The following is a 16,912-nucleotide window of genomic DNA, read 5'->3' on the forward strand; positions in this document are numbered from 1 at the left end:
ACAATTAAGGTTTAAAAAACCTTAATCAATAAATACTGCTTGATACATTAAACAGTACACATTGATTAAGGTTACTTAATCTTATTAAAACCAAGAGCTTCAATTTTCGCTATGCGAAATTGGTAGGCTTGGGCAGACTTGAACTGCCGACCTCACCCTTATCAGGGGTGCGCTCTAACCAGCTGAGCTACAAGCCTATTATTGCGCAAGCAATTTGGTGGAGCTAAGCAGGATCGAACTGCTGACCTCCTGCGTGCAAGGCAGGCGCTCTCCCAGCTGAGCTATAGCCCCGTTCTTACTTCGTTTTTTCGTCCTATGCTGCGTCTTCGTCGTCGCTCATTCAGTCATGTACTGATGTACACTCCTTCACTCGCTTCTCCTGCGACTTGCCTAGAACAAAAAATCTCGTAATAACGAAATCTCTCGGTTCTCTTCATCAAAACAAAACAATCTGTGTGAACACTCAACGAAGCAAACGTTCGCCGTAATAGTAAGGAGGTGATCCAACCCCAGGTTCCCCTAGGGTTACCTTGTTACGACTTCACCCCAGTCATGAATCACAAAGTGGTAACCGTCCTCCCGAAGGTTAGACTAGCTACTTCTTTTGCAACCCACTCCCATGGTGTGACGGGCGGTGTGTACAAGGCCCGGGAACGTATTCACCGCAACATTCTGATTTGCGATTACTAGCGATTCCGACTTCATGGAGTCGAGTTGCAGACTCCAATCCGGACTACGACGAGCTTTAAGGGATCCGCTTACCCTCGCAGGTTCGCTTCCCTCTGTACTCGCCATTGTAGCACGTGTGTAGCCCTACTCGTAAGGGCCATGATGACTTGACGTCGTCCCCACCTTCCTCCGGTTTGTCACCGGCAGTCTCCTTAGAGTGCCCAACTTAAGGCTGGCAACTAAGGACAAGGGTTGCGCTCGTTGCGGGACTTAACCCAACATCTCACGACACGAGCTGACGACAGCCATGCAGCACCTGTATCAGAGTTCCCGAAGGCACCAATTCATCTCTGAAAAGTTCTCTGTATGTCAAGAGTAGGTAAGGTTCTTCGCGTTGCATCGAATTAAACCACATGCTCCACCGCTTGTGCGGGCCCCCGTCAATTCATTTGAGTTTTAACCTTGCGGCCGTACTCCCCAGGCGGTCTACTTATCGCGTTAGCTGCGCTACTCACGGATTAAATCCACAAACAGCTAGTAGACAGCGTTTACGGTGTGGACTACCAGGGTATCTAATCCTGTTCGCTACCCACACTTTCGCACATGAGCGTCAGTCTTTGGCCAGGGAGTCGCCTTCGCCACTGATGTTCCTTCTGATATCTACGCATTTCACCGCTACACCAGAAATTCCACTCCCCTCTCCAAGACTCTAGTCTGCCAGTTCTAAATGCTATTCCCAGGTTGAGCCCGGGGCTTTCACATCTAGCTTAACAAACCGCCTGCGTGCGCTTTACGCCCAGTAATTCCGATTAACGCTCGGACCCTCCGTATTACCGCGGCTGCTGGCACGGAGTTAGCCGGTCCTTCTTCTGTTGTTAACGTCACATCTAATGGGTATTAACCATCAAACTTTCCTCACAACTGAAAGTGCTTTACAACCCGAAGGCCTTCTTCACACACGCGGCATGGCTGCATCAGGGTTTCCCCCATTGTGCAATATTCCCCACTGCTGCCTCCCGTAGGAGTCTGGACCGTGTCTCAGTTCCAGTGTGGCTGATCTTCCTCTCAGAACAGCTAGAGATCGTCGCCTTGGTGAGCCTTTACCACACCAACTAGCTAATCTCGCTTAGGCCACTCTCTGGGCGGGAGCCGAAGCCCCCTTTGGTCCGTAGACGTCATGCGGTATTAGCTATCGTTTCCAATAGTTATCCCCCACCCAAAGGCATGTTCCTAAGTATTACTCACCCGTCCGCCACTCGACATCATCTAGCAAGCTAGACATGTTTCCGTTCGACTTGCATGTGTTAGGCCTGCCGCCAGCGTTCAATCTGAGCCATGATCAAACTCTTCAATTAAATATATAAATATGAATTTTTTTGGTGAACGCTCACTTCGTGAGTGTCCACACAGATTGTCTTGTTCTAATTGTTAAAGAGCATGCTAACTTCGTTAGCGGCTTAAGATGTTGTCCGTAGACCCTCTTAAGCGGGAGGCGCATATTACGCTATCTCCATTTGATGTCAACAATTTATTTAAAATAATTTCAAATTAAATCTCGCTGCATCCCGCATCAAACATAGCCTTGGCTAATTAGCAACTACTTAGAAATTCTAACTCGTTGCCAGAGTCCTAAGTGGTCTCCCTTGAAGCGAGGGCGCATTATAGAGATAACAGATATCCATGCAAGCTTTTTTTGAAAATTAATTGTTTTTTTGTATTAACTGACTATTTTTGCGTCTAGGTGCTTAAAGTGCATTCAATTATGTTAGATTGAATTATATATTGGCGATGATGTCTTAGATTATTGTTTAGCAAAGTTCTGATGTTGTAAACATGGGCGAGATAAAGATGAAAAATATTGTCGGGTTAGCGTTATCATTTAGTTCATTTGTTCTGATAGATAGTGCCTTAGCGAGTACCAGTACAGATGTGAAGGGATCCGCAAACATTCCTAATGAAATGAATGAAAGGTTTCTTCAAGTACAAGTAGAACAAAATGTCACCATTGGTAGAGCGATTAAAGCCATAGTGGGCCACTATCCGCAAAAAGCAGCGTCGATAGTAGATACAGCATTAGATTTGTATCCACAAAAATATAAGGAAATTATACACGCAGCGATATCTGCCCAGCCCACTTTAGCTGAAGAAGTGGTAAAGCTTGCATTAAATAAAGGAATAAGTAGTTGTACAAGCATAGTGGAAACAGCCATTAATGCCGACCCGAGTTATATTGACTTTGTGGTGACAGCCGCAGCCGATTCAACACCTGAAGAATTAAATGAAATAGTCAGGATTGCGGTGATTACCGAACCAGACTCGGCAGACTATATTGTACAATCCCTAGCGAAAGCACATCCCAGTAAGATCGTGGAAATATTGCAATCTGCAATAGGAGCAGTCCCTTTTGTTGGAGAGTATGTAGTTGAAGCACTACTAGCAGTATTTCCCAACGATGCTGAAACAGTTATCACTGCAGCAGTTCGAGAATCAAGTACAGAAAGAGAGCAAATAAGAAAAATAATCGAAACTGCACAAAACTCAGGTGTCAGCATAGAAGATTTAGAAACGTACGCGATAAATGGCGGAGCCACTACGGAAGAGCTTTCTCAAGCATTAGAAAACAAATAATAATTTTGTTTTAAAAATAAAAAAGCCAGACTTGTGTCTGGCTTTTTTAATTCAGTACGGTTGTTTATTCCGCTTCTGTCTCTTCAATCTCTTCGACTGCTTCAACTTCAGGGCGATCAACCAATTCAACATAAGCCATAGGTGCTTTATCACCAGTACGGAATCCACACTTCAAAATGCGGATATAGCCACCTGGACGCTCTTCATAGCGAGGTCCAAGTTCGTTGAACAATTTACCAACAACTTCTTTATCACCAGTACGAGCCATTGCCAAACGGCGATTAGCTACACTGTCTTGCTTAGCAAGTGTGATTAGAGGTTCAATTACGCGACGCAATTCTTTCGCCTTTGGTAGAGTTGTTTTAATTAACTCATGTTTTACCAAAGAACCAGCCATGTTTTTAAACATAGCTTGACGATGACTGCTGTTACGATTTAACTGACGACCACTTTTACGATGGCGCATAGTTTTATCCTTCTTTACAAATCAGGTTTAAAAAACCTAATTAATCTTTTTCAGCGATTGACTCTGGTGGCCAGTTTTCTAGACGCATGCCTAGAGACAGTCCACGAGAAGCTAGCACATCTTTAATCTCTGTAAGAGACTTTTTACCTAAGTTAGGAGTTTTTAACAACTCAACTTCAGTACGTTGTACTAGGTCACCAATATATTGAATGGCTTCGGCTTTCAAACAGTTAGCTGAACGTACAGTTAGCTCAAGGTCATCAACTGGACGAAGTAAAATCGGATCAAATTCCGGTTTTTCTTCTTTTTCAACTGGCTCAGAAATATCACGCAATTCCACAAATGCGTCTAACTGCTCAGCTAAAATAGTAGCTGCGCGACGAATTGCTTCTTCCGGATCAATTGTGCCATTTGTTTCCATATCGATGATCAACTTATCAAGGTCAGTTCGTTGCTCAACTCGAGCAGACTCAACATTGTAAGATATACGATCAACAGGGCTGTATGAAGCATCCACTAATAAACGACCAATAGGACGATCATCTTCTTCTGAAGAGCGACGAGTTGATGCAGGAACATAACCTCGACCCATTTCTACTTTAATACGCATGCTAAGTTCAGCTTCGCCAGTTAAAGTACAAACCACATGGTCAGGGTTAACAATTTCCACATCGCCATCATGCTGGATATCACCAGCTAATACTGGGCCCGCACCGGATTTCACTAAAGTTAGTGTTGCTTCAGTTTTGCCTTCAAGACGCACGGCTAAACCTTTAAGGTTAAGCAATATCTCAATAACATCTTCCTGAACGCCTTCTTTGGTGCTGTATTCATGCAACACACCATCGATTTCAACTTCTGTTACAGCACATCCTGGCATTGAAGACAATAAGATGCGACGCAACGCGTTACCTAGCGTATGGCCAAACCCACGTTCTAAAGGTTCAAGTGTGACCTTTGCGCGAGTTGACGAGACGTTATCAATTTCAACTAATCTTGGTTTTAAGAATTCAGTTACAGAACCCGACATTGTTTCCTCTCTTCTTTAAGCTTTACTTAGAGTAAAGTTCGACGATCAACTGTTCGTTAATATCTGCAGACAAATCAGTTCTTTCAGGAACACGTTTAAATGTGCCTTCCATCTTTTTATTGTCTACTTCAATCCAAGTTGGTTTTTCTCTCTGATCTGCTAGTTCCAATGCAGCAACAATACGTGCTTGCTTTTTCGCTTTCTCACGAACTGAAACAACATCATCAGCAGAAACGTTAAAAGAAGGAACGTTAACAACTTTACCGTTAACCAAAATGGCTTTATGGCTCACTAGTTGACGTGCTTCTGCACGAGTACTAGCAAATCCAATACGGTATACTACATTGTCTAGACGCTGCTCTAAAAGCTGTAACAAGTTTTCACCTGTATTGCCTTTTAAGCGTGCTGCTTCTTTATAATAGTTACGGAATTGCTTTTCCAATACACCGTACATACGACGTACTTTTTGCTTTTCACGTAACTGAACACCGTAATCAGACAAACGGCCACGACGGGCGCCATGTTGACCAGGTGCGGTATCTATTTTACATTTCGATTCGATTGCTCGAACGCCGCTTTTAAGGAATAAATCTGTTCCTTCGCGACGGCTAAGTTTGAGTTTTGGACCCAAATATCTTGCCATGATCTTTCTCCAACTGTCCGTCGATTAAACGCGACGTTTTTTCGGTGGACGACAACCGTTGTGAGGAATAGGTGTCACATCGGTAATATTAGTGATTTTATAACCAGCAGCGTTCAAAGCTCGGATCGCAGATTCACGACCTGGACCTGGGCCCTTAACGAACACTTCTATGTTTTTCAAACCGTAATCCTGAGCGGCTATTCCAGCGCGTTCAGCAGCTACTTGCGCAGCAAAAGGGGTAGATTTACGTGAACCACGGAAACCAGAACCACCTGATGTTGCCCATGACAGAGCGTTGCCCTGACGGTCAGTAATAGTCACTATTGTATTGTTGAAAGAGGCATGAATATGAGCCATACCATCAGCAACTTGACGTTTTACGCGCTTACGCGTTTTGGTTGGTGCTTTAGCCATAATATCCCCCGCTTATCGTTTTATTGCTTTGCGAGGACCTTTACGGGTACGCGCATTAGTTTTAGTGCGCTGACCACGTAGAGGAAGACTACGACGGTGGCGAATACCACGGAAGCAACCTAAGTCCATCAAACGTTTAATACTCATTGATACTTCACGGCGAAGGTCACCTTCAACTGTGAACTTAGCGACTTCATCACGAAGCTTATCAATCTGTTCTTCATCAAGATCTTTAATCTTGGTTGTCTCTGCAACACCAGCAGCTACACAAATGCTTTTCGCACGTGTAGAGCCAACACCGTAAATTGCTGATAAAGCAATTACTGTATGTTTGTGCTCAGGGATGTTAATGCCAGCGATACGGGCCATTAACAGTACTCCTCATATTTAATAGTCATCAGCCTAAAAAGCCCGATAGGATACTTACCCAACGACTAAATTGCAATTAAGGATTGAGGCGCTAGAGTATCTAGACGACCCCCAATCCAGTCGATTAACCTTGCCTTTGCTTATGCTTAAGGTCAGAACTGCAAATCACACGCACAACACCGTTGCGCTTAACGACTTTACAGTTACGGCAAATCCGCTTGACGGATGCACGAACTTTCATTTCATCACTCCGTAAATCGCTAACTTATCGACTAGGTCTAACGACCGTAGCCTTTAAGATTAGCTTTTTTAAGAACAGACTCATATTGATTAGACATCAAATGGGTCTGCACCTGCGCCATGAAATCCATGATTACCACTACCATAATTAGCAATGATGTACCGCCAAAATAGAACGGAACGTTCCAAGCGATTAACATGAACTCAGGCACTAAACATATAAAGGTTATGTAAAGTGCACCAGCCAAAGTTAGGCGTGTCATCACTTTATCAACATATTTAGATGTTTGTTCACCTGGACGAATACCTGGAACAAAAGCGCCAGATTTCTTTAAGTTATCTGCTGTTTCGCGAGGGTTAAATACCAACGCAGTATAGAAGAAACAAAAGAAAATAATCGTCGCAGCATACAACATCACATACAAAGGTTGTCCAGGGGACAACTGCAGCGCTACGTCTTGTAACCAAGACAACGACTCATTCTGACCAAACCAATTTGCAATAGTGCCCGGAAACAAAATAATACTTGATGCAAAAATTGGAGGAATAACACCTGCCATGTTCACTTTCAAAGGTAAATGCGTGCTTTGTGCAGCAAAAACCTTACGACCTTGTTGACGCTTAGCATAATTAACAACAATTCGTCGTTGACCACGCTCTACAAACACCACAAAGTAAGTAACGGCAATAATAATTACGCCTACTAACATCAAGAACAATAAGTTCAGTTCACCTTGTCTTGCTTGCTCAGCAACATTACCTAATGCTGAGGGCAAACCAGAAACAATACCGGCAAAAATCAGAATAGAGATACCGTTACCAATACCTCTCTCTGTAATTTGTTCACCTAACCACATTAAGAACATAGTTCCCGTGACTAAGCTTATCCATGCTGTAAAGTAAAAACCAAAACCAGGGTTAATCACCAAACCTTGTATAAGATTTGGCAAATTCGTCGCGATCCCAACTGCTTGGAAAGAAGCCAACACCAACGTGAAATAACGTGTGTATTGACTAATTTTACGACGTCCGGCTTCGCCTTCCTTTTTCAGCTCCATCATCGGTGGATGCATATGAGACATCAACTGAATAATAATTGAAGCTGTAATATAAGGCATGATGCCTAGGGCTAGAACTGACGCGCGTTCAAGAGCACCACCGGAGAACATGTTAAACATTTCTACGATTGTACCTTTCTGTTGCTCGAATAACTGAGCTAACACCGCAGCGTCAATACCAGGAATAGGTACGTAAGAACCCAACCTAAATACTATGATCGCACCAAGTACGAACAACAATCTTGATTTAAGCTCGCTCAAGCCGCCTTTAGCGCTTGAATCCTGTCCTGGTTTAGCCATCTAGCCTATTCCTCTACTTTACCGCCAGCTGCCTTGATTGACTCAAGAGCGCCTTTTGATACCTTTAAACCACTAACCGTTACGGCACGTGAAATTTCACCACTTTTCATCACTTTAACGAACAACATTTCTTTTTTAACAAGACCTGCTGCTTTTAAAGTTTCAAGTGAAACCACATCGCCTTCTACTTTTGCAATTTCGCTCAACGTAACTTGGTCAGAAACCATAGATTTACGAGAAGTGAAACCGAACTTAGGAAGTCGACGTTGGATTGGCATTTGCCCGCCTTCAAAACCAGGTTTTACAGAACCGCCTGAGCGAGACTTTTGACCTTTGTGACCACGGCCACCAGTTTTTCCAAGACCAGAGCCCATACCACGGCCCACACGTTTACCAGAATTTTTTGCTCCAGGTGCAGGAGCCAAAGTATTTAAATACATCTCTTACTCCTCCACTACTTCAACCATGTAAAATACACGGTTGATCATGCCACGGACAGAAGGGGTATCTTCTAATTCACGAACATGACCGATTTTGCGTAGACCTAAACCTGTAAGCGTTGCTTTATGTTTAGGTAGACGACCGATAGAGCTTTTTGTTTGCTTTACTTTAATCATCTTTGCCATGTTCATTTACCCCAAAATTTCTGATACAGACAATCCACGTTTAGCAGCAACTGATTCAGGCGAATTCATTTCTGTCAACGCATTAATAGTTGCACGCACAACGTTAATTGGATTGGTAGATCCGTAACATTTTGAAAGTACGTTTTGTACACCCGACACTTCAAGTACTGCACGCATCGCACCACCGGCGATAATACCAGTACCTTCAGATGCTGGCTGCATGTAAACTTTAGAGCCTGAGTGACGACCTTTTATTGGGTGCTGTAGCGTGTTGCCATTAAGATCAACAGTCACAATATTGCGACGTGCTTTTTCCATAGCTTTTTGAATCGCAGCAGGCACTTCACGTGCTTTACCGTAACCAAAACCTACACGACCATTTCCGTCACCTACTACTGTCAAAGCAGTAAAGCTAAAGATACGACCACCCTTAACTACTTTAGATACACGGTTGACGGCAATTAGCTTTTCTAACAGATCACCACCGTTTTGAACTTCTACTTTAGCCATAATTAACTCCTAGAACTGAAGACCAGCTTCGCGAGCTGCATCAGCCAATGCTTTAACACGACCGTGATATTTAAACCCACTACGGTCAAAAGCAACTGATTTGATGCCTTTTTCAATAGCGCGTTCTGCGATCGCTTTGCCAATAGCTGCTGCTGCCGCTGAATTACCTGTGCCTTTAAGGCTACCAGCTAGTTCAGTTTCAACTGTTGAAGCCGACGCCAATACTTCAGAACCACTTGGAGCGATTAACTGAGCATATATGTGACGCGGTGTGCGATTAACAACCAAGCGATGCGCAGCCAATTCACTAATTTTTTTACGTGCACGAGTAGCGCGACGTAAACGAGCTGATTTTTTATCCATCGTACTAACTCCTTACTTCTTCTTAGCTTCTTTACGACGCACAACTTCATCAGCGTAACGAACACCTTTACCTTTATAAGGCTCTGGCGGACGGTATGCGCGGATGTTAGCTGCAACCTGACCTATCAACTGCTTATCAACGCCTTTAACGATGATTTCAGTTTGACTAGGAGTTTCAACAGAAATACCTTCAGGCATTTCGTATGCTACAGGGTGTGAGAAACCTAGCGTCAAATTTAGTTTTTTACCTTGTGCTTGCGCACGGTAACCAACACCGTTTAACAACAATTTCTTCTCAAAACCTTCAGCAACACCAACAATCATGTTGTTCAACAAAGAGCGAGCGGTACCAGCTTGAGCCCAACCATTTACTGCACCTTCACGAGGTTTAGCAACCAATTGGTTTTCTTCTTGTACTACTTCAACCGCTTCGTTAAACACACGAGTAAGTGTGCCATTTTTACCTTTAACTGTGATTTCTTGACCGGCAATAGAAATTTCTACACCAGACAACACATCAACAGGAGCTTTTGCTATACGTGACATTTGATTCCCCTTACGCTACGTAGCCGATGATCTCACCACCCATACCCGCTTTACGCGCTGCACGGTCAGTCATCACACCTTTAGAGGTAGACACGATAGCTACACCTAAACCACCCATTACTTTTGGCAACTCATCTTTTTTCTTATAGATGCGTAGACCAGGGCGACTTACGCGCTCAATGCTCTCGATTACTTTTTTGCCTTCGAAGTACTTTAACGTTACTTCTAATACCGGCTTTACGTCACCAGACACAGCAAAATCAGAAACATAACCTTCTTCTTTAAGCACTGCTGCAATAGCAACTCGTACTTTAGATGAAGGCATAGTGACAGAAACCTTGCTAGCCATCTGGCCATTACGTACGCGGGTAAACATATCCGCGATAGGATCTTGCATACTCATATTAGCTACCCCTTACCAACTGGCTTTTTTCAAGCCAGGCACTTCACCGCGCATCGCTGCTTCACGCAACTTGATACGACTCATGCCAAACTTGCGTAGGAAACCATGTGGACGACCTGTAATGTTGCAGCGATTACGCTTACGACTTACAGATGAATCACGTGGCAGTTGTTGTAGCTTAAGAACAGCGTCCCAACGTTCTTCGTCAGAAGAGTTGACATCGCTGATAGTTGCTTTAAGTGCTGCGCGTTTTGCTGCGAACTTAACAACTAGCTTCGCACGTTTTACTTCGCGCGCTTTCATTGATTCTTTTGCCATAACCCTACACCTTACTTTTTAAACGGGAAGTTAAACGCGCTTAATAAAGCGTGTGCTTCCGCATCGGTTTGTGCGCTGGTAGTGATAGTAATATCCATACCGCGTATCTTATCCACTTTATCGAAGTCGATTTCAGGGAAGATAATTTGCTCACGAACGCCCATGCTATAGTTACCACGACCATCGAATGACTTAGGATTTAAGCCACGGAAATCGCGGATACGAGGAATTGCTATTGAAACTAAACGTTCAAAGAATTCCCACATACGTTCACCACGTAGGGTTACTTTACAGCCAATCGGATAACCTTCACGGATTTTAAAACCCGCTACAGATTTGCGAGCAACAGTTACAATAGGCTTTTGACCTGCAATTGCTTGCATGTCAGCCGTGGCATTTTCTAATACCTTCTTGTCCGCTACCGCTTCACCTAAACCCATGTTTAAAGTGATTTTATCAATCCGAGGGACTTGCATGACGCTTTTGTAGTTGAACTGCTTAGCAAGTTCCGCTACAACTGTGTCTTTATAGTAATCATGCAGTTTCGCCATCGTACTCTCCAATTTTTTAAACTAGTTCGCCGTCTGATTTGAAGAAACGTACTTTCTTCTCACCTTCAAGACGGAAACCCACACGATCTGCTTTACCCGTTTTCGAGTTGTAGATCGCTACATTTGATACGTGAATCGATGCTTCTTTCTCAACAATACCACCCGCTTCACCCAATTGAGGGTTAGGCTTTGTGTGTTTCTTGATAATGTTCACACCTTCAACGATTAGACGGTTAGCCGCAGGAATAACTTTAAGCACTTTGCCTTGTTTTCCTTTGTCTTTACCTGCCAAAACGATGATTTCATCATCACGACGAATTTTATTAGCCATATCGTGACTCCTTATAATACCTCAGGGGCTAGCGAGACAATTTTCATGTTATTCACACGAAGTTCTCGAGTAACCGGACCAAAGATACGCGTACCAATCGGTTGCTTGTTTGCATTAAGCAAAACAGCTGCGTTGCTGTCGAAACGGATCGAAGATCCATCAGGACGACGAACGCCTTTTCTAGTACGCACCACCACTGCAGTTAGTACATCACCTTTTTTTACTTTACCGCGAGGAATTGCTTCCTTTACAGTAACTTTAATGATGTCACCAATATGTGCATAACGGCGATGCGAGCCACCAAGAACCTTAATACACTGAACCCTGCGAGCGCCAGAATTATCGGCAACATCCAGGTTAGTTTGCATTTGGATCATGTTAGTGCTCCGCTATTAAAATTAAGACTCTCCCGAGTCGTTTCACTGCAAAAAAACAGCACTTAGCTGCTTTTTTATACATACCCCAGTTAAAAGGGCGCGAAATACTAACAGAAAACACTATGCAGCGATAGTGCAATATTCAAAAAATACTAATAAAGATGGCGTTTTGTCTCTCAGGGCGTCATTTAACCAAAGAGTGTGTATGCAGGACGGATAATTCAAGGCTATGTACTTTTTATTAAATAAAAAAAAAGCCTCCGAAGAGGCCCTTTTACGCTAAGTTAAGATCATTTGAGTATAGAAATCTTGAAACCTGTAGCCGAGTCATCTGTTTTTTCAACTGTGATGATATAGTTAACTTCTTCATTAATACCTAACAATTCAGTTCTATCGAGAAGTATCTGAGTATCATTGCTATCATCAAATACCGCAATCAATTCATAGAAGTCGCTAGGTAAAATAATACTTCTACTTTCTTCGAAGTCCAAACCAGCAACTTGGTACTCAGCACTTTCAATGGTTTCGTCTTGACGGACAAAATAGAAATCAATGTCAAAATAATCAGGTACTAAGTTTACTATTTGTAATTGATGATCGAACACTTGTGGCAAGTTACTCTCTTTAAATGAAATTGAGTTGAGCTGAGCGTCTTCATCTCGATACAGGATGATGGCCTTACTCTCACCTTGATTCAAGGTTACTAATCGATTGTTGAATGCTTCGTCATCTAGCGTAGCTGTTAGTCGATAGTCGCCAAATTCAACTTCATTAAAAGCGCTTACAGTATTTGCACTCAGCGTGGTATCAACACTGGTACCGTCGTTTCCGGCTAGACTTAGACTGACGGCTGTTTCGTCATCTAAACTGTTGTATATGCGGTATTGGCCGGTGGCGTCTTCATCTGCGTAATTGGCTACAGCAGAAGAGTTTATAATTAAATCTACCACTACGTTATCTTGAATTGCACCAGAAGTGGTTCGTAGTACTAGTACATATTCGGTGTCGAAGGCAAAACTAATAGTCGCGCTTTCATAAAACGGTTCATTTGAACCCGGTTCTGTTAGATAGAGAATATATTCACCTTCTTCAAAATAATCACTATCTGAATCTGGGTCCCAATAATCTAACTCATCAAACTGTTGGTAGTTGATAGTACCTAATGGGCTAGCTGCGCTAAATGGTTCACCTGCAGCACTCATATACAGGTCATATCCCGCCGTCCCCGTTATAACTGAAGTAGCAAATAAGCGAAAATGATCTTCAAGGTCTTCACGAGTAAAACGATTAGCAATAAAAGAAGGGGCTTCATAGTCACCACTTAAAATCATTAGTACTTTTTCACCATCGGATAGGTCAACTGTGACCTCTTCCAACGTCACTTTTTGATCATCAGCGTCGATTCGGTAAAACTCCAAGTCTACATCACCGCTTTCTGCAGTAATGAGCCCCGAGGCATCGCCATAAGTAGCCGTACCAAGTGTATTCCCATCTACTTCTGCAATTAATGTCGCGGCGCTATTTGCTGAACCATTATAGAATTGTAAATATGAGTCAACGAATTCTGTGTCATTGTTGTCGCTTGAGCTTCCACAAGCACTGAGTAACAAAATGGAAAGAAGGGAAATGGGTTTGAACACTTTTTTCATAGGGGTTTCCAACATTAACGAAATTATTCATTAATAGTAAGGAAAACACAGCCTTAAGTTCGGCGCTTTACGCAAGCTTTACAATCTTTACAAATCTTTACGATTTCATTGCTTGGTTACGCCGAACTATTTACAAATGGCACTCCATATAAGGTTGTTTTTATTGTTGCTTCGAAATTTTGCCTCGCAGCTCCCCATTTATTAAGCTATCGTATTGCTCTTCAAGGTTATGCCTTTTTAACTTAAGGGTAGGAGTCAAAAGTCCATTATCAACAGTCCACTCATCTTTCATGATTACAAGATGGTCGAGCACAGCATGGCTCTCAAGCGTTGCATTTACTTCATTTAAGGTAGCCAACAAACTCTGTTCAATCTCATCTGCATCTTGCTTCAAAGCCTCTAAAGACAATACCACCAATCCGATAGGTTGCTTCAACTGCGAACCAGTTACGCATACTTGTTCAATAGATGAGTTAGCCATCAATTTTGATTCGATAGGAACTGGGGCTATATATTTGCCTTTTGCGGTTTTGAAGATCTCTTTTAGTCGACCGGTAATTTTAATGTACCCATCACTATCAATAGAACCTTTATCTCCAGTCTTCAGATAACCATCTTCTGTTAACACCTCAGCAGTTTTCTCTGGCTCTAAGTAATATTCTTTCATATTACAAGGCCCTTTAACTTGGATTTCGCCATCTTCAGCAATACGTATATCTACACCTTTATACGCTCTACCAATACAGCCGATTTTATCTGCTCTAAACGGCACACAACTTGTGCCATAAGCACTGTTTTCTGTCATCCCCCAGCCTTCAGAAATGTTAACACCAATCTTTCTGAACCATTCTAAGGTAGAAGCAGGAATAGGCGCTGAACCACTGGCGCAAAGTCGGGCTTTACCTAAACCTAACTTGGTACGGATTTTTTTACTGACTAAACCCGACACAACCGGTATCCGTAGCAAAAAGTCGAGTTTCTTTTGTGGCATGTTGGCTAACACCCCCATTTGGAAGCGAGTCCACAAACGAGGTACAGAAATAAACAACGTAGGCTCTGTCGCATTCACATCTCTAGAAAACGTATCCAAAGATTCTAAAAAGTTAATTCGCATACCCGAGTAAAAACTCGCAATCTCTACCAATACTCGTTCAGTAATATGCGCTAAAGGTAAATAACTAAGTATGCGGTCATTTTGATCCACTGTTAACTCGTCTAATGAATTCGACGCAGCCCAGCATATAGACTCATAGTTATGAACTACACCTTTTGGGTTACCTGTACTACCAGAGGTATAAACTATGGTCATTATCGAATCTAGCGCTGGGACGGGCTTATCCATATAGGGTTCAGCTTGTAATATTTCATCCCATTGTTTGTCGGCAGGAATGTTAGGATAGGGAAATGCCAACTTAGTAATATTTCCATCAATCGCTGCGACTTGTTTCTCAGTATCATCTAGTTTACCCACAAATATTACAGGGCATTGAGCATGATCCAATACATAACGAATAGTCTTTTCTCCCGCTGTGGAATATATAGGCACAGAGACATGGCCTGCCAACATGATAGCCAAATCCGTTATGAACCATTCGGCACAGTTTTTTGACAAAATGGCGATATTACTACCTTTAGGTAATTCCATTGCTAGCAAGACTGCCGCGACCTTTCGAGCTTGAAGCGCAGTTTCGCGCCAAGTAAAGTCTTTGGTGACACCTTCAACAGGCTGCTTCAAATATACAGTTTCTGGATGCGTTTCTTCCCATTGATAAAACATTTCTAGGGGTGTTGCTAATGTCATGTTAAATACCTAATGTTATGTCTGATGGTATTTATAACTATTGTGAGGGGATAGATCAATCGTTGATTCATAACAAGTTGTTAACGAATAAAAAAGCATCTTAACAAGAGATCGTTATCAAAGTCTGCACCAGTTTTTTTGGTTTATACTTTCCAATTTATTTCAATTATAGAAGCGCAACTTTTAATCCAAATTTATAGAAAAACAAGGCTCTCTAGCATCGAGTTTACTACCTTTTTTTAAATTAATTAATTTCCTGCAACGCTTCGATTAACCATTTTTCAAATAACTGAACCTTAGGTTTCTTGAAATGATGACTAGGCGCAACTAAGTAATACGAATAAGCACTAGGATGGCTAAATTCAAAAAGAGGCATTAATTGTCCCCGCTGTATTTGCTGATATATTAAATTGTAACGCAACACGGCGAATCCTTGGCCAGCTAGGGCTGCATCTATAATAGTGACTGTAGAATCGTCAACCTCTAGAATTTTTTTAAAGCTATTTTCCTGAAGGTTGTTCCTTGTTAAGAATACTTGCCATGCTTCTCCCGTAACAGGACCACTTTCTTCTAAAAGAGGTAACTTACATAATTTTTGAGGCGTTAAATCAGGTTCAATTAAACTCGGATGGCATACCAAAACGTATCTGTCATTTAGAAGAAACCGGCTTTCTAACCCCAAATAATTGCCTTTGCCAAAACGGATAGCAAGATCAATGTCGGTGCCAGAAAAATCCCTGAGTGTATTGCAGGGTTCAAGCCTAACTCTGATTTCAGGATGCTGTTCCTGGAAAAACTGTAATCTTGGTACCAGCCATCGGGTTGACAAAGATTCTACAACCGTGACGTTGAGAACGTCAGGATTAGCGTCCTCAGACAGCAGTGCCACCCCCTTATTAAAATGCTCAAAACCGGCTTGAATATGCGGCAAAAAGCGCTTTCCTTCTTCTGTTAGCGAGACTTGTCGTGTTCCCCGATTAAATAGCTGAACTCCAAGGTGAAGTTCCAAAGTTTTAATATGTTGACTAATAGCAGCTTGTGTTACGAATAATTGCTCCGCTGCGACTTTAAAACTTAAGGTTTGTGCAGCGCTTAGAAAGTATCGCAAAGAATTCAATGGCGGTAATTTTGGCAAACCTGCCTCCATAGTTAAGTTTTTCTAAATCATATTTAAGTTTTGATAGTTTGTCTAACTGTAAACCGAGTCTTATATTTGGTTTCCCAACAACAGGAGAATCCCAATGAACAAGCACCACTTCAAAAATTATGGTTTATTAAAAGTATTCACAATAGCTTTAGCACTACTTCTTACTTCGAATAATAGTTTAGCTGAACTTAATCAAATACAAAAAGTGTATACACAAAAAGGCTATCCGTACGGAGGATTAGTAGATCGTTCCGAACAAGTCACAATATTGTATACAGTCAGCTCAGATACCATCAGCTGTCGAGTGGAAGTCGCCTACAATGGTCAAATTTGGAAAGGTGAACAGAGAAATACAAGCTTAAACAAATTCACTCAAAAGCCTTTGCATTCTTGCTTGGACCGAGAACAAGCGAAAAAGCTACTAGCAAAAACATTTTAAATTATTGTGTATTTTCATTTATACATCCAGGGCT

Annotated in this window: 22 protein-coding genes, 2 tRNA genes and 1 rRNA gene; 2 read left to right on the forward strand and 23 right to left on the reverse strand. The window is 42.3% G+C overall.

Features of this window, described 5'->3' with window-relative positions; translation table 11 throughout:
* Nucleotides 1-120: 120 nt before the first annotated feature.
* The 3 genes from ABJK37_RS21800 to ABJK37_RS21810 form a co-directional block, all read right to left on the reverse strand.
* Nucleotides 121-197 (reverse strand) — tRNA-Ile (locus ABJK37_RS21800).
* Between the two features lie 18 nt (nucleotides 198-215).
* Nucleotides 216-291, reverse strand: a tRNA-Ala gene (locus tag ABJK37_RS21805).
* A 200-nt stretch (nucleotides 292-491) separates the two neighbouring features.
* Nucleotides 492-2,024 (reverse strand): 16S ribosomal RNA (locus tag ABJK37_RS21810).
* 493 nt (nucleotides 2,025-2,517) lie between these two features.
* On the opposite strand from ABJK37_RS21810, the gene ABJK37_RS21815 reads away from it, so the two are divergent.
* The gene (locus ABJK37_RS21815) at nucleotides 2,518-3,297 is read left to right on the forward strand and encodes a hypothetical protein (RefSeq protein WP_348358263.1); all 780 of its coding nucleotides are present in this window, start codon (nucleotides 2,518-2,520) and stop codon (nucleotides 3,295-3,297) included.
* A 64-nt stretch (nucleotides 3,298-3,361) separates the two neighbouring features.
* On the opposite strand, the gene rplQ is transcribed toward ABJK37_RS21815, so the two are convergent.
* The 20 genes from rplQ to ABJK37_RS21915 form a co-directional block, all read right to left on the reverse strand.
* Nucleotides 3,362-3,763: a 50S ribosomal protein L17 gene (rplQ, locus tag ABJK37_RS21820; protein WP_007625660.1), complete on the reverse strand. Its 402-nt coding sequence runs from the start codon at nucleotides 3,761-3,763 to the stop codon at nucleotides 3,362-3,364.
* A gap of 40 nt (nucleotides 3,764-3,803) precedes the next feature.
* Nucleotides 3,804-4,793 (reverse strand): DNA-directed RNA polymerase subunit alpha, encoded by a 990-nt coding sequence (rpoA, locus tag ABJK37_RS21825; RefSeq protein ID WP_215927687.1) that lies wholly within the window; start codon nucleotides 4,791-4,793, stop codon nucleotides 3,804-3,806.
* Between the two features lie 22 nt (nucleotides 4,794-4,815).
* A complete protein-coding gene (rpsD, locus tag ABJK37_RS21830) occupies nucleotides 4,816-5,436 on the reverse strand; it encodes a 30S ribosomal protein S4 (protein ID WP_007634242.1) in 621 nt (206 codons plus the stop codon).
* Nucleotides 5,437-5,460: 24 nt separating this feature from the next.
* Entirely contained in the window at nucleotides 5,461-5,850 is a 390-nt protein-coding gene (rpsK, locus tag ABJK37_RS21835; protein WP_215927685.1) for a 30S ribosomal protein S11, read from the reverse strand.
* Between the two features lie 12 nt (nucleotides 5,851-5,862).
* Entirely contained in the window at nucleotides 5,863-6,219 is a 357-nt protein-coding gene (gene rpsM, locus ABJK37_RS21840; RefSeq protein ID WP_215927682.1) for a 30S ribosomal protein S13, read from the reverse strand.
* Nucleotides 6,220-6,343: 124 nt separating this feature from the next.
* Nucleotides 6,344-6,460, reverse strand: a complete 117-nt coding sequence (gene rpmJ / locus ABJK37_RS21845; protein WP_081587621.1) for a 50S ribosomal protein L36 — start codon at nucleotides 6,458-6,460, stop codon at nucleotides 6,344-6,346.
* 37 nt (nucleotides 6,461-6,497) lie between these two features.
* Nucleotides 6,498-7,817: a preprotein translocase subunit SecY gene (secY, locus tag ABJK37_RS21850; protein ID WP_007625681.1), complete on the reverse strand. Its 1,320-nt coding sequence runs from the start codon at nucleotides 7,815-7,817 to the stop codon at nucleotides 6,498-6,500.
* Between the two features lie 5 nt (nucleotides 7,818-7,822).
* A complete protein-coding gene (rplO, locus tag ABJK37_RS21855) occupies nucleotides 7,823-8,257 on the reverse strand; it encodes a 50S ribosomal protein L15 (protein ID WP_215927680.1) in 435 nt (144 codons plus the stop codon).
* Between the two features lie 3 nt (nucleotides 8,258-8,260).
* Nucleotides 8,261-8,443, reverse strand: a complete 183-nt coding sequence (gene rpmD / locus ABJK37_RS21860; RefSeq protein ID WP_215927678.1) for a 50S ribosomal protein L30 — start codon at nucleotides 8,441-8,443, stop codon at nucleotides 8,261-8,263.
* Nucleotides 8,444-8,449: 6 nt separating this feature from the next.
* Nucleotides 8,450-8,953, reverse strand: coding sequence for a 30S ribosomal protein S5 (gene rpsE / locus ABJK37_RS21865; protein ID WP_215927676.1), 504 nt, complete (start codon nucleotides 8,951-8,953; stop codon nucleotides 8,450-8,452).
* A gap of 9 nt (nucleotides 8,954-8,962) precedes the next feature.
* Nucleotides 8,963-9,316 (reverse strand): 50S ribosomal protein L18, encoded by a 354-nt coding sequence (gene rplR, locus ABJK37_RS21870; RefSeq protein ID WP_215927674.1) that lies wholly within the window; start codon nucleotides 9,314-9,316, stop codon nucleotides 8,963-8,965.
* 12 nt (nucleotides 9,317-9,328) lie between these two features.
* Entirely contained in the window at nucleotides 9,329-9,862 is a 534-nt protein-coding gene (gene rplF, locus ABJK37_RS21875) for a 50S ribosomal protein L6 (RefSeq protein WP_348358270.1), read from the reverse strand.
* Between the two features lie 10 nt (nucleotides 9,863-9,872).
* Nucleotides 9,873-10,265 carry a 30S ribosomal protein S8 gene (gene rpsH, locus ABJK37_RS21880; RefSeq protein WP_215927670.1) on the reverse strand — a complete coding sequence of 131 codons (393 nt, stop codon included), beginning with the start codon at nucleotides 10,263-10,265 and terminating at the stop codon, nucleotides 9,873-9,875.
* Between the two features lie 12 nt (nucleotides 10,266-10,277).
* Nucleotides 10,278-10,583 carry a 30S ribosomal protein S14 gene (gene rpsN, locus ABJK37_RS21885; protein ID WP_215927668.1) on the reverse strand — a complete coding sequence of 102 codons (306 nt, stop codon included), beginning with the start codon at nucleotides 10,581-10,583 and terminating at the stop codon, nucleotides 10,278-10,280.
* Nucleotides 10,584-10,594: 11 nt separating this feature from the next.
* The gene (rplE, locus tag ABJK37_RS21890) at nucleotides 10,595-11,134 is read right to left on the reverse strand and encodes a 50S ribosomal protein L5 (RefSeq protein ID WP_215927666.1); all 540 of its coding nucleotides are present in this window, start codon (nucleotides 11,132-11,134) and stop codon (nucleotides 10,595-10,597) included.
* Between the two features lie 16 nt (nucleotides 11,135-11,150).
* On the reverse strand, nucleotides 11,151-11,465 hold the full coding sequence (gene rplX, locus ABJK37_RS21895; RefSeq protein WP_215927656.1) for a 50S ribosomal protein L24: 315 nt from the start codon (nucleotides 11,463-11,465) through the stop codon (nucleotides 11,151-11,153).
* An 11-nt stretch (nucleotides 11,466-11,476) separates the two neighbouring features.
* Nucleotides 11,477-11,842 carry a 50S ribosomal protein L14 gene (gene rplN / locus ABJK37_RS21900; RefSeq protein WP_158971317.1) on the reverse strand — a complete coding sequence of 122 codons (366 nt, stop codon included), beginning with the start codon at nucleotides 11,840-11,842 and terminating at the stop codon, nucleotides 11,477-11,479.
* 290 nt (nucleotides 11,843-12,132) lie between these two features.
* Nucleotides 12,133-13,491, reverse strand: a complete 1,359-nt coding sequence (locus ABJK37_RS21905) for a DUF4397 domain-containing protein (RefSeq protein WP_348358273.1) — start codon at nucleotides 13,489-13,491, stop codon at nucleotides 12,133-12,135.
* A gap of 160 nt (nucleotides 13,492-13,651) precedes the next feature.
* Nucleotides 13,652-15,292, reverse strand: a complete 1,641-nt coding sequence (locus ABJK37_RS21910) for an AMP-binding protein (RefSeq protein WP_348358275.1) — start codon at nucleotides 15,290-15,292, stop codon at nucleotides 13,652-13,654.
* Between the two features lie 244 nt (nucleotides 15,293-15,536).
* A complete protein-coding gene (locus ABJK37_RS21915; protein WP_348358277.1) occupies nucleotides 15,537-16,427 on the reverse strand; it encodes a LysR substrate-binding domain-containing protein in 891 nt (296 codons plus the stop codon).
* Between the two features lie 106 nt (nucleotides 16,428-16,533).
* Between ABJK37_RS21915 and ABJK37_RS21920 the strand changes: the two genes are divergently transcribed.
* On the forward strand, nucleotides 16,534-16,878 hold the full coding sequence (locus ABJK37_RS21920) for a hypothetical protein (RefSeq protein ID WP_348358279.1): 345 nt from the start codon (nucleotides 16,534-16,536) through the stop codon (nucleotides 16,876-16,878).
* Nucleotides 16,879-16,912 lie beyond the last annotated feature (34 nt).

This window comes from Paraglaciecola sp. (assembly GCF_039964565.1).
In the GTDB taxonomy this organism is placed as follows: Bacteria; Pseudomonadota; Gammaproteobacteria; order Enterobacterales; family Alteromonadaceae; genus Paraglaciecola.

Coding starts and splice junctions, on each gene's coding strand:
- ABJK37_RS21815 (WP_348358263.1), top strand. CDS start 2,518: ATGAAAAATATTGTCGGGTTAGCGTTATCATTTAGTTCATTTGTTCTG.
- rplQ (WP_007625660.1), bottom strand. CDS start 3,763: ATGCGCCATCGTAAAAGTGGTCGTCAGTTAAATCGTAACAGCAGTCAT.
- rpoA (WP_215927687.1), bottom strand. CDS start 4,793: ATGTCGGGTTCTGTAACTGAATTCTTAAAACCAAGATTAGTTGAAATT.
- rpsD (WP_007634242.1), bottom strand. CDS start 5,436: ATGGCAAGATATTTGGGTCCAAAACTCAAACTTAGCCGTCGCGAAGGA.
- rpsK (WP_215927685.1), bottom strand. CDS start 5,850: ATGGCTAAAGCACCAACCAAAACGCGTAAGCGCGTAAAACGTCAAGTT.
- rpsM (WP_215927682.1), bottom strand. CDS start 6,219: ATGGCCCGTATCGCTGGCATTAACATCCCTGAGCACAAACATACAGTA.
- rpmJ (WP_081587621.1), bottom strand. CDS start 6,460: ATGAAAGTTCGTGCATCCGTCAAGCGGATTTGCCGTAACTGTAAAGTC.
- secY (WP_007625681.1), bottom strand. CDS start 7,817: ATGGCTAAACCAGGACAGGATTCAAGCGCTAAAGGCGGCTTGAGCGAG.
- rplO (WP_215927680.1), bottom strand. CDS start 8,257: ATGTATTTAAATACTTTGGCTCCTGCACCTGGAGCAAAAAATTCTGGT.
- rpmD (WP_215927678.1), bottom strand. CDS start 8,443: ATGGCAAAGATGATTAAAGTAAAGCAAACAAAAAGCTCTATCGGTCGT.
- rpsE (WP_215927676.1), bottom strand. CDS start 8,953: ATGGCTAAAGTAGAAGTTCAAAACGGTGGTGATCTGTTAGAAAAGCTA.
- rplR (WP_215927674.1), bottom strand. CDS start 9,316: ATGGATAAAAAATCAGCTCGTTTACGTCGCGCTACTCGTGCACGTAAA.
- rplF (WP_348358270.1), bottom strand. CDS start 9,862: ATGTCACGTATAGCAAAAGCTCCTGTTGATGTGTTGTCTGGTGTAGAA.
- rpsH (WP_215927670.1), bottom strand. CDS start 10,265: ATGAGTATGCAAGATCCTATCGCGGATATGTTTACCCGCGTACGTAAT.
- rpsN (WP_215927668.1), bottom strand. CDS start 10,583: ATGGCAAAAGAATCAATGAAAGCGCGCGAAGTAAAACGTGCGAAGCTA.
- rplE (WP_215927666.1), bottom strand. CDS start 11,134: ATGGCGAAACTGCATGATTACTATAAAGACACAGTTGTAGCGGAACTT.
- rplX (WP_215927656.1), bottom strand. CDS start 11,465: ATGGCTAATAAAATTCGTCGTGATGATGAAATCATCGTTTTGGCAGGT.
- rplN (WP_158971317.1), bottom strand. CDS start 11,842: ATGATCCAAATGCAAACTAACCTGGATGTTGCCGATAATTCTGGCGCT.
- ABJK37_RS21905 (WP_348358273.1), bottom strand. CDS start 13,491: ATGAAAAAAGTGTTCAAACCCATTTCCCTTCTTTCCATTTTGTTACTC.
- ABJK37_RS21910 (WP_348358275.1), bottom strand. CDS start 15,292: ATGACATTAGCAACACCCCTAGAAATGTTTTATCAATGGGAAGAAACG.
- ABJK37_RS21920 (WP_348358279.1), top strand. CDS start 16,534: ATGAACAAGCACCACTTCAAAAATTATGGTTTATTAAAAGTATTCACA.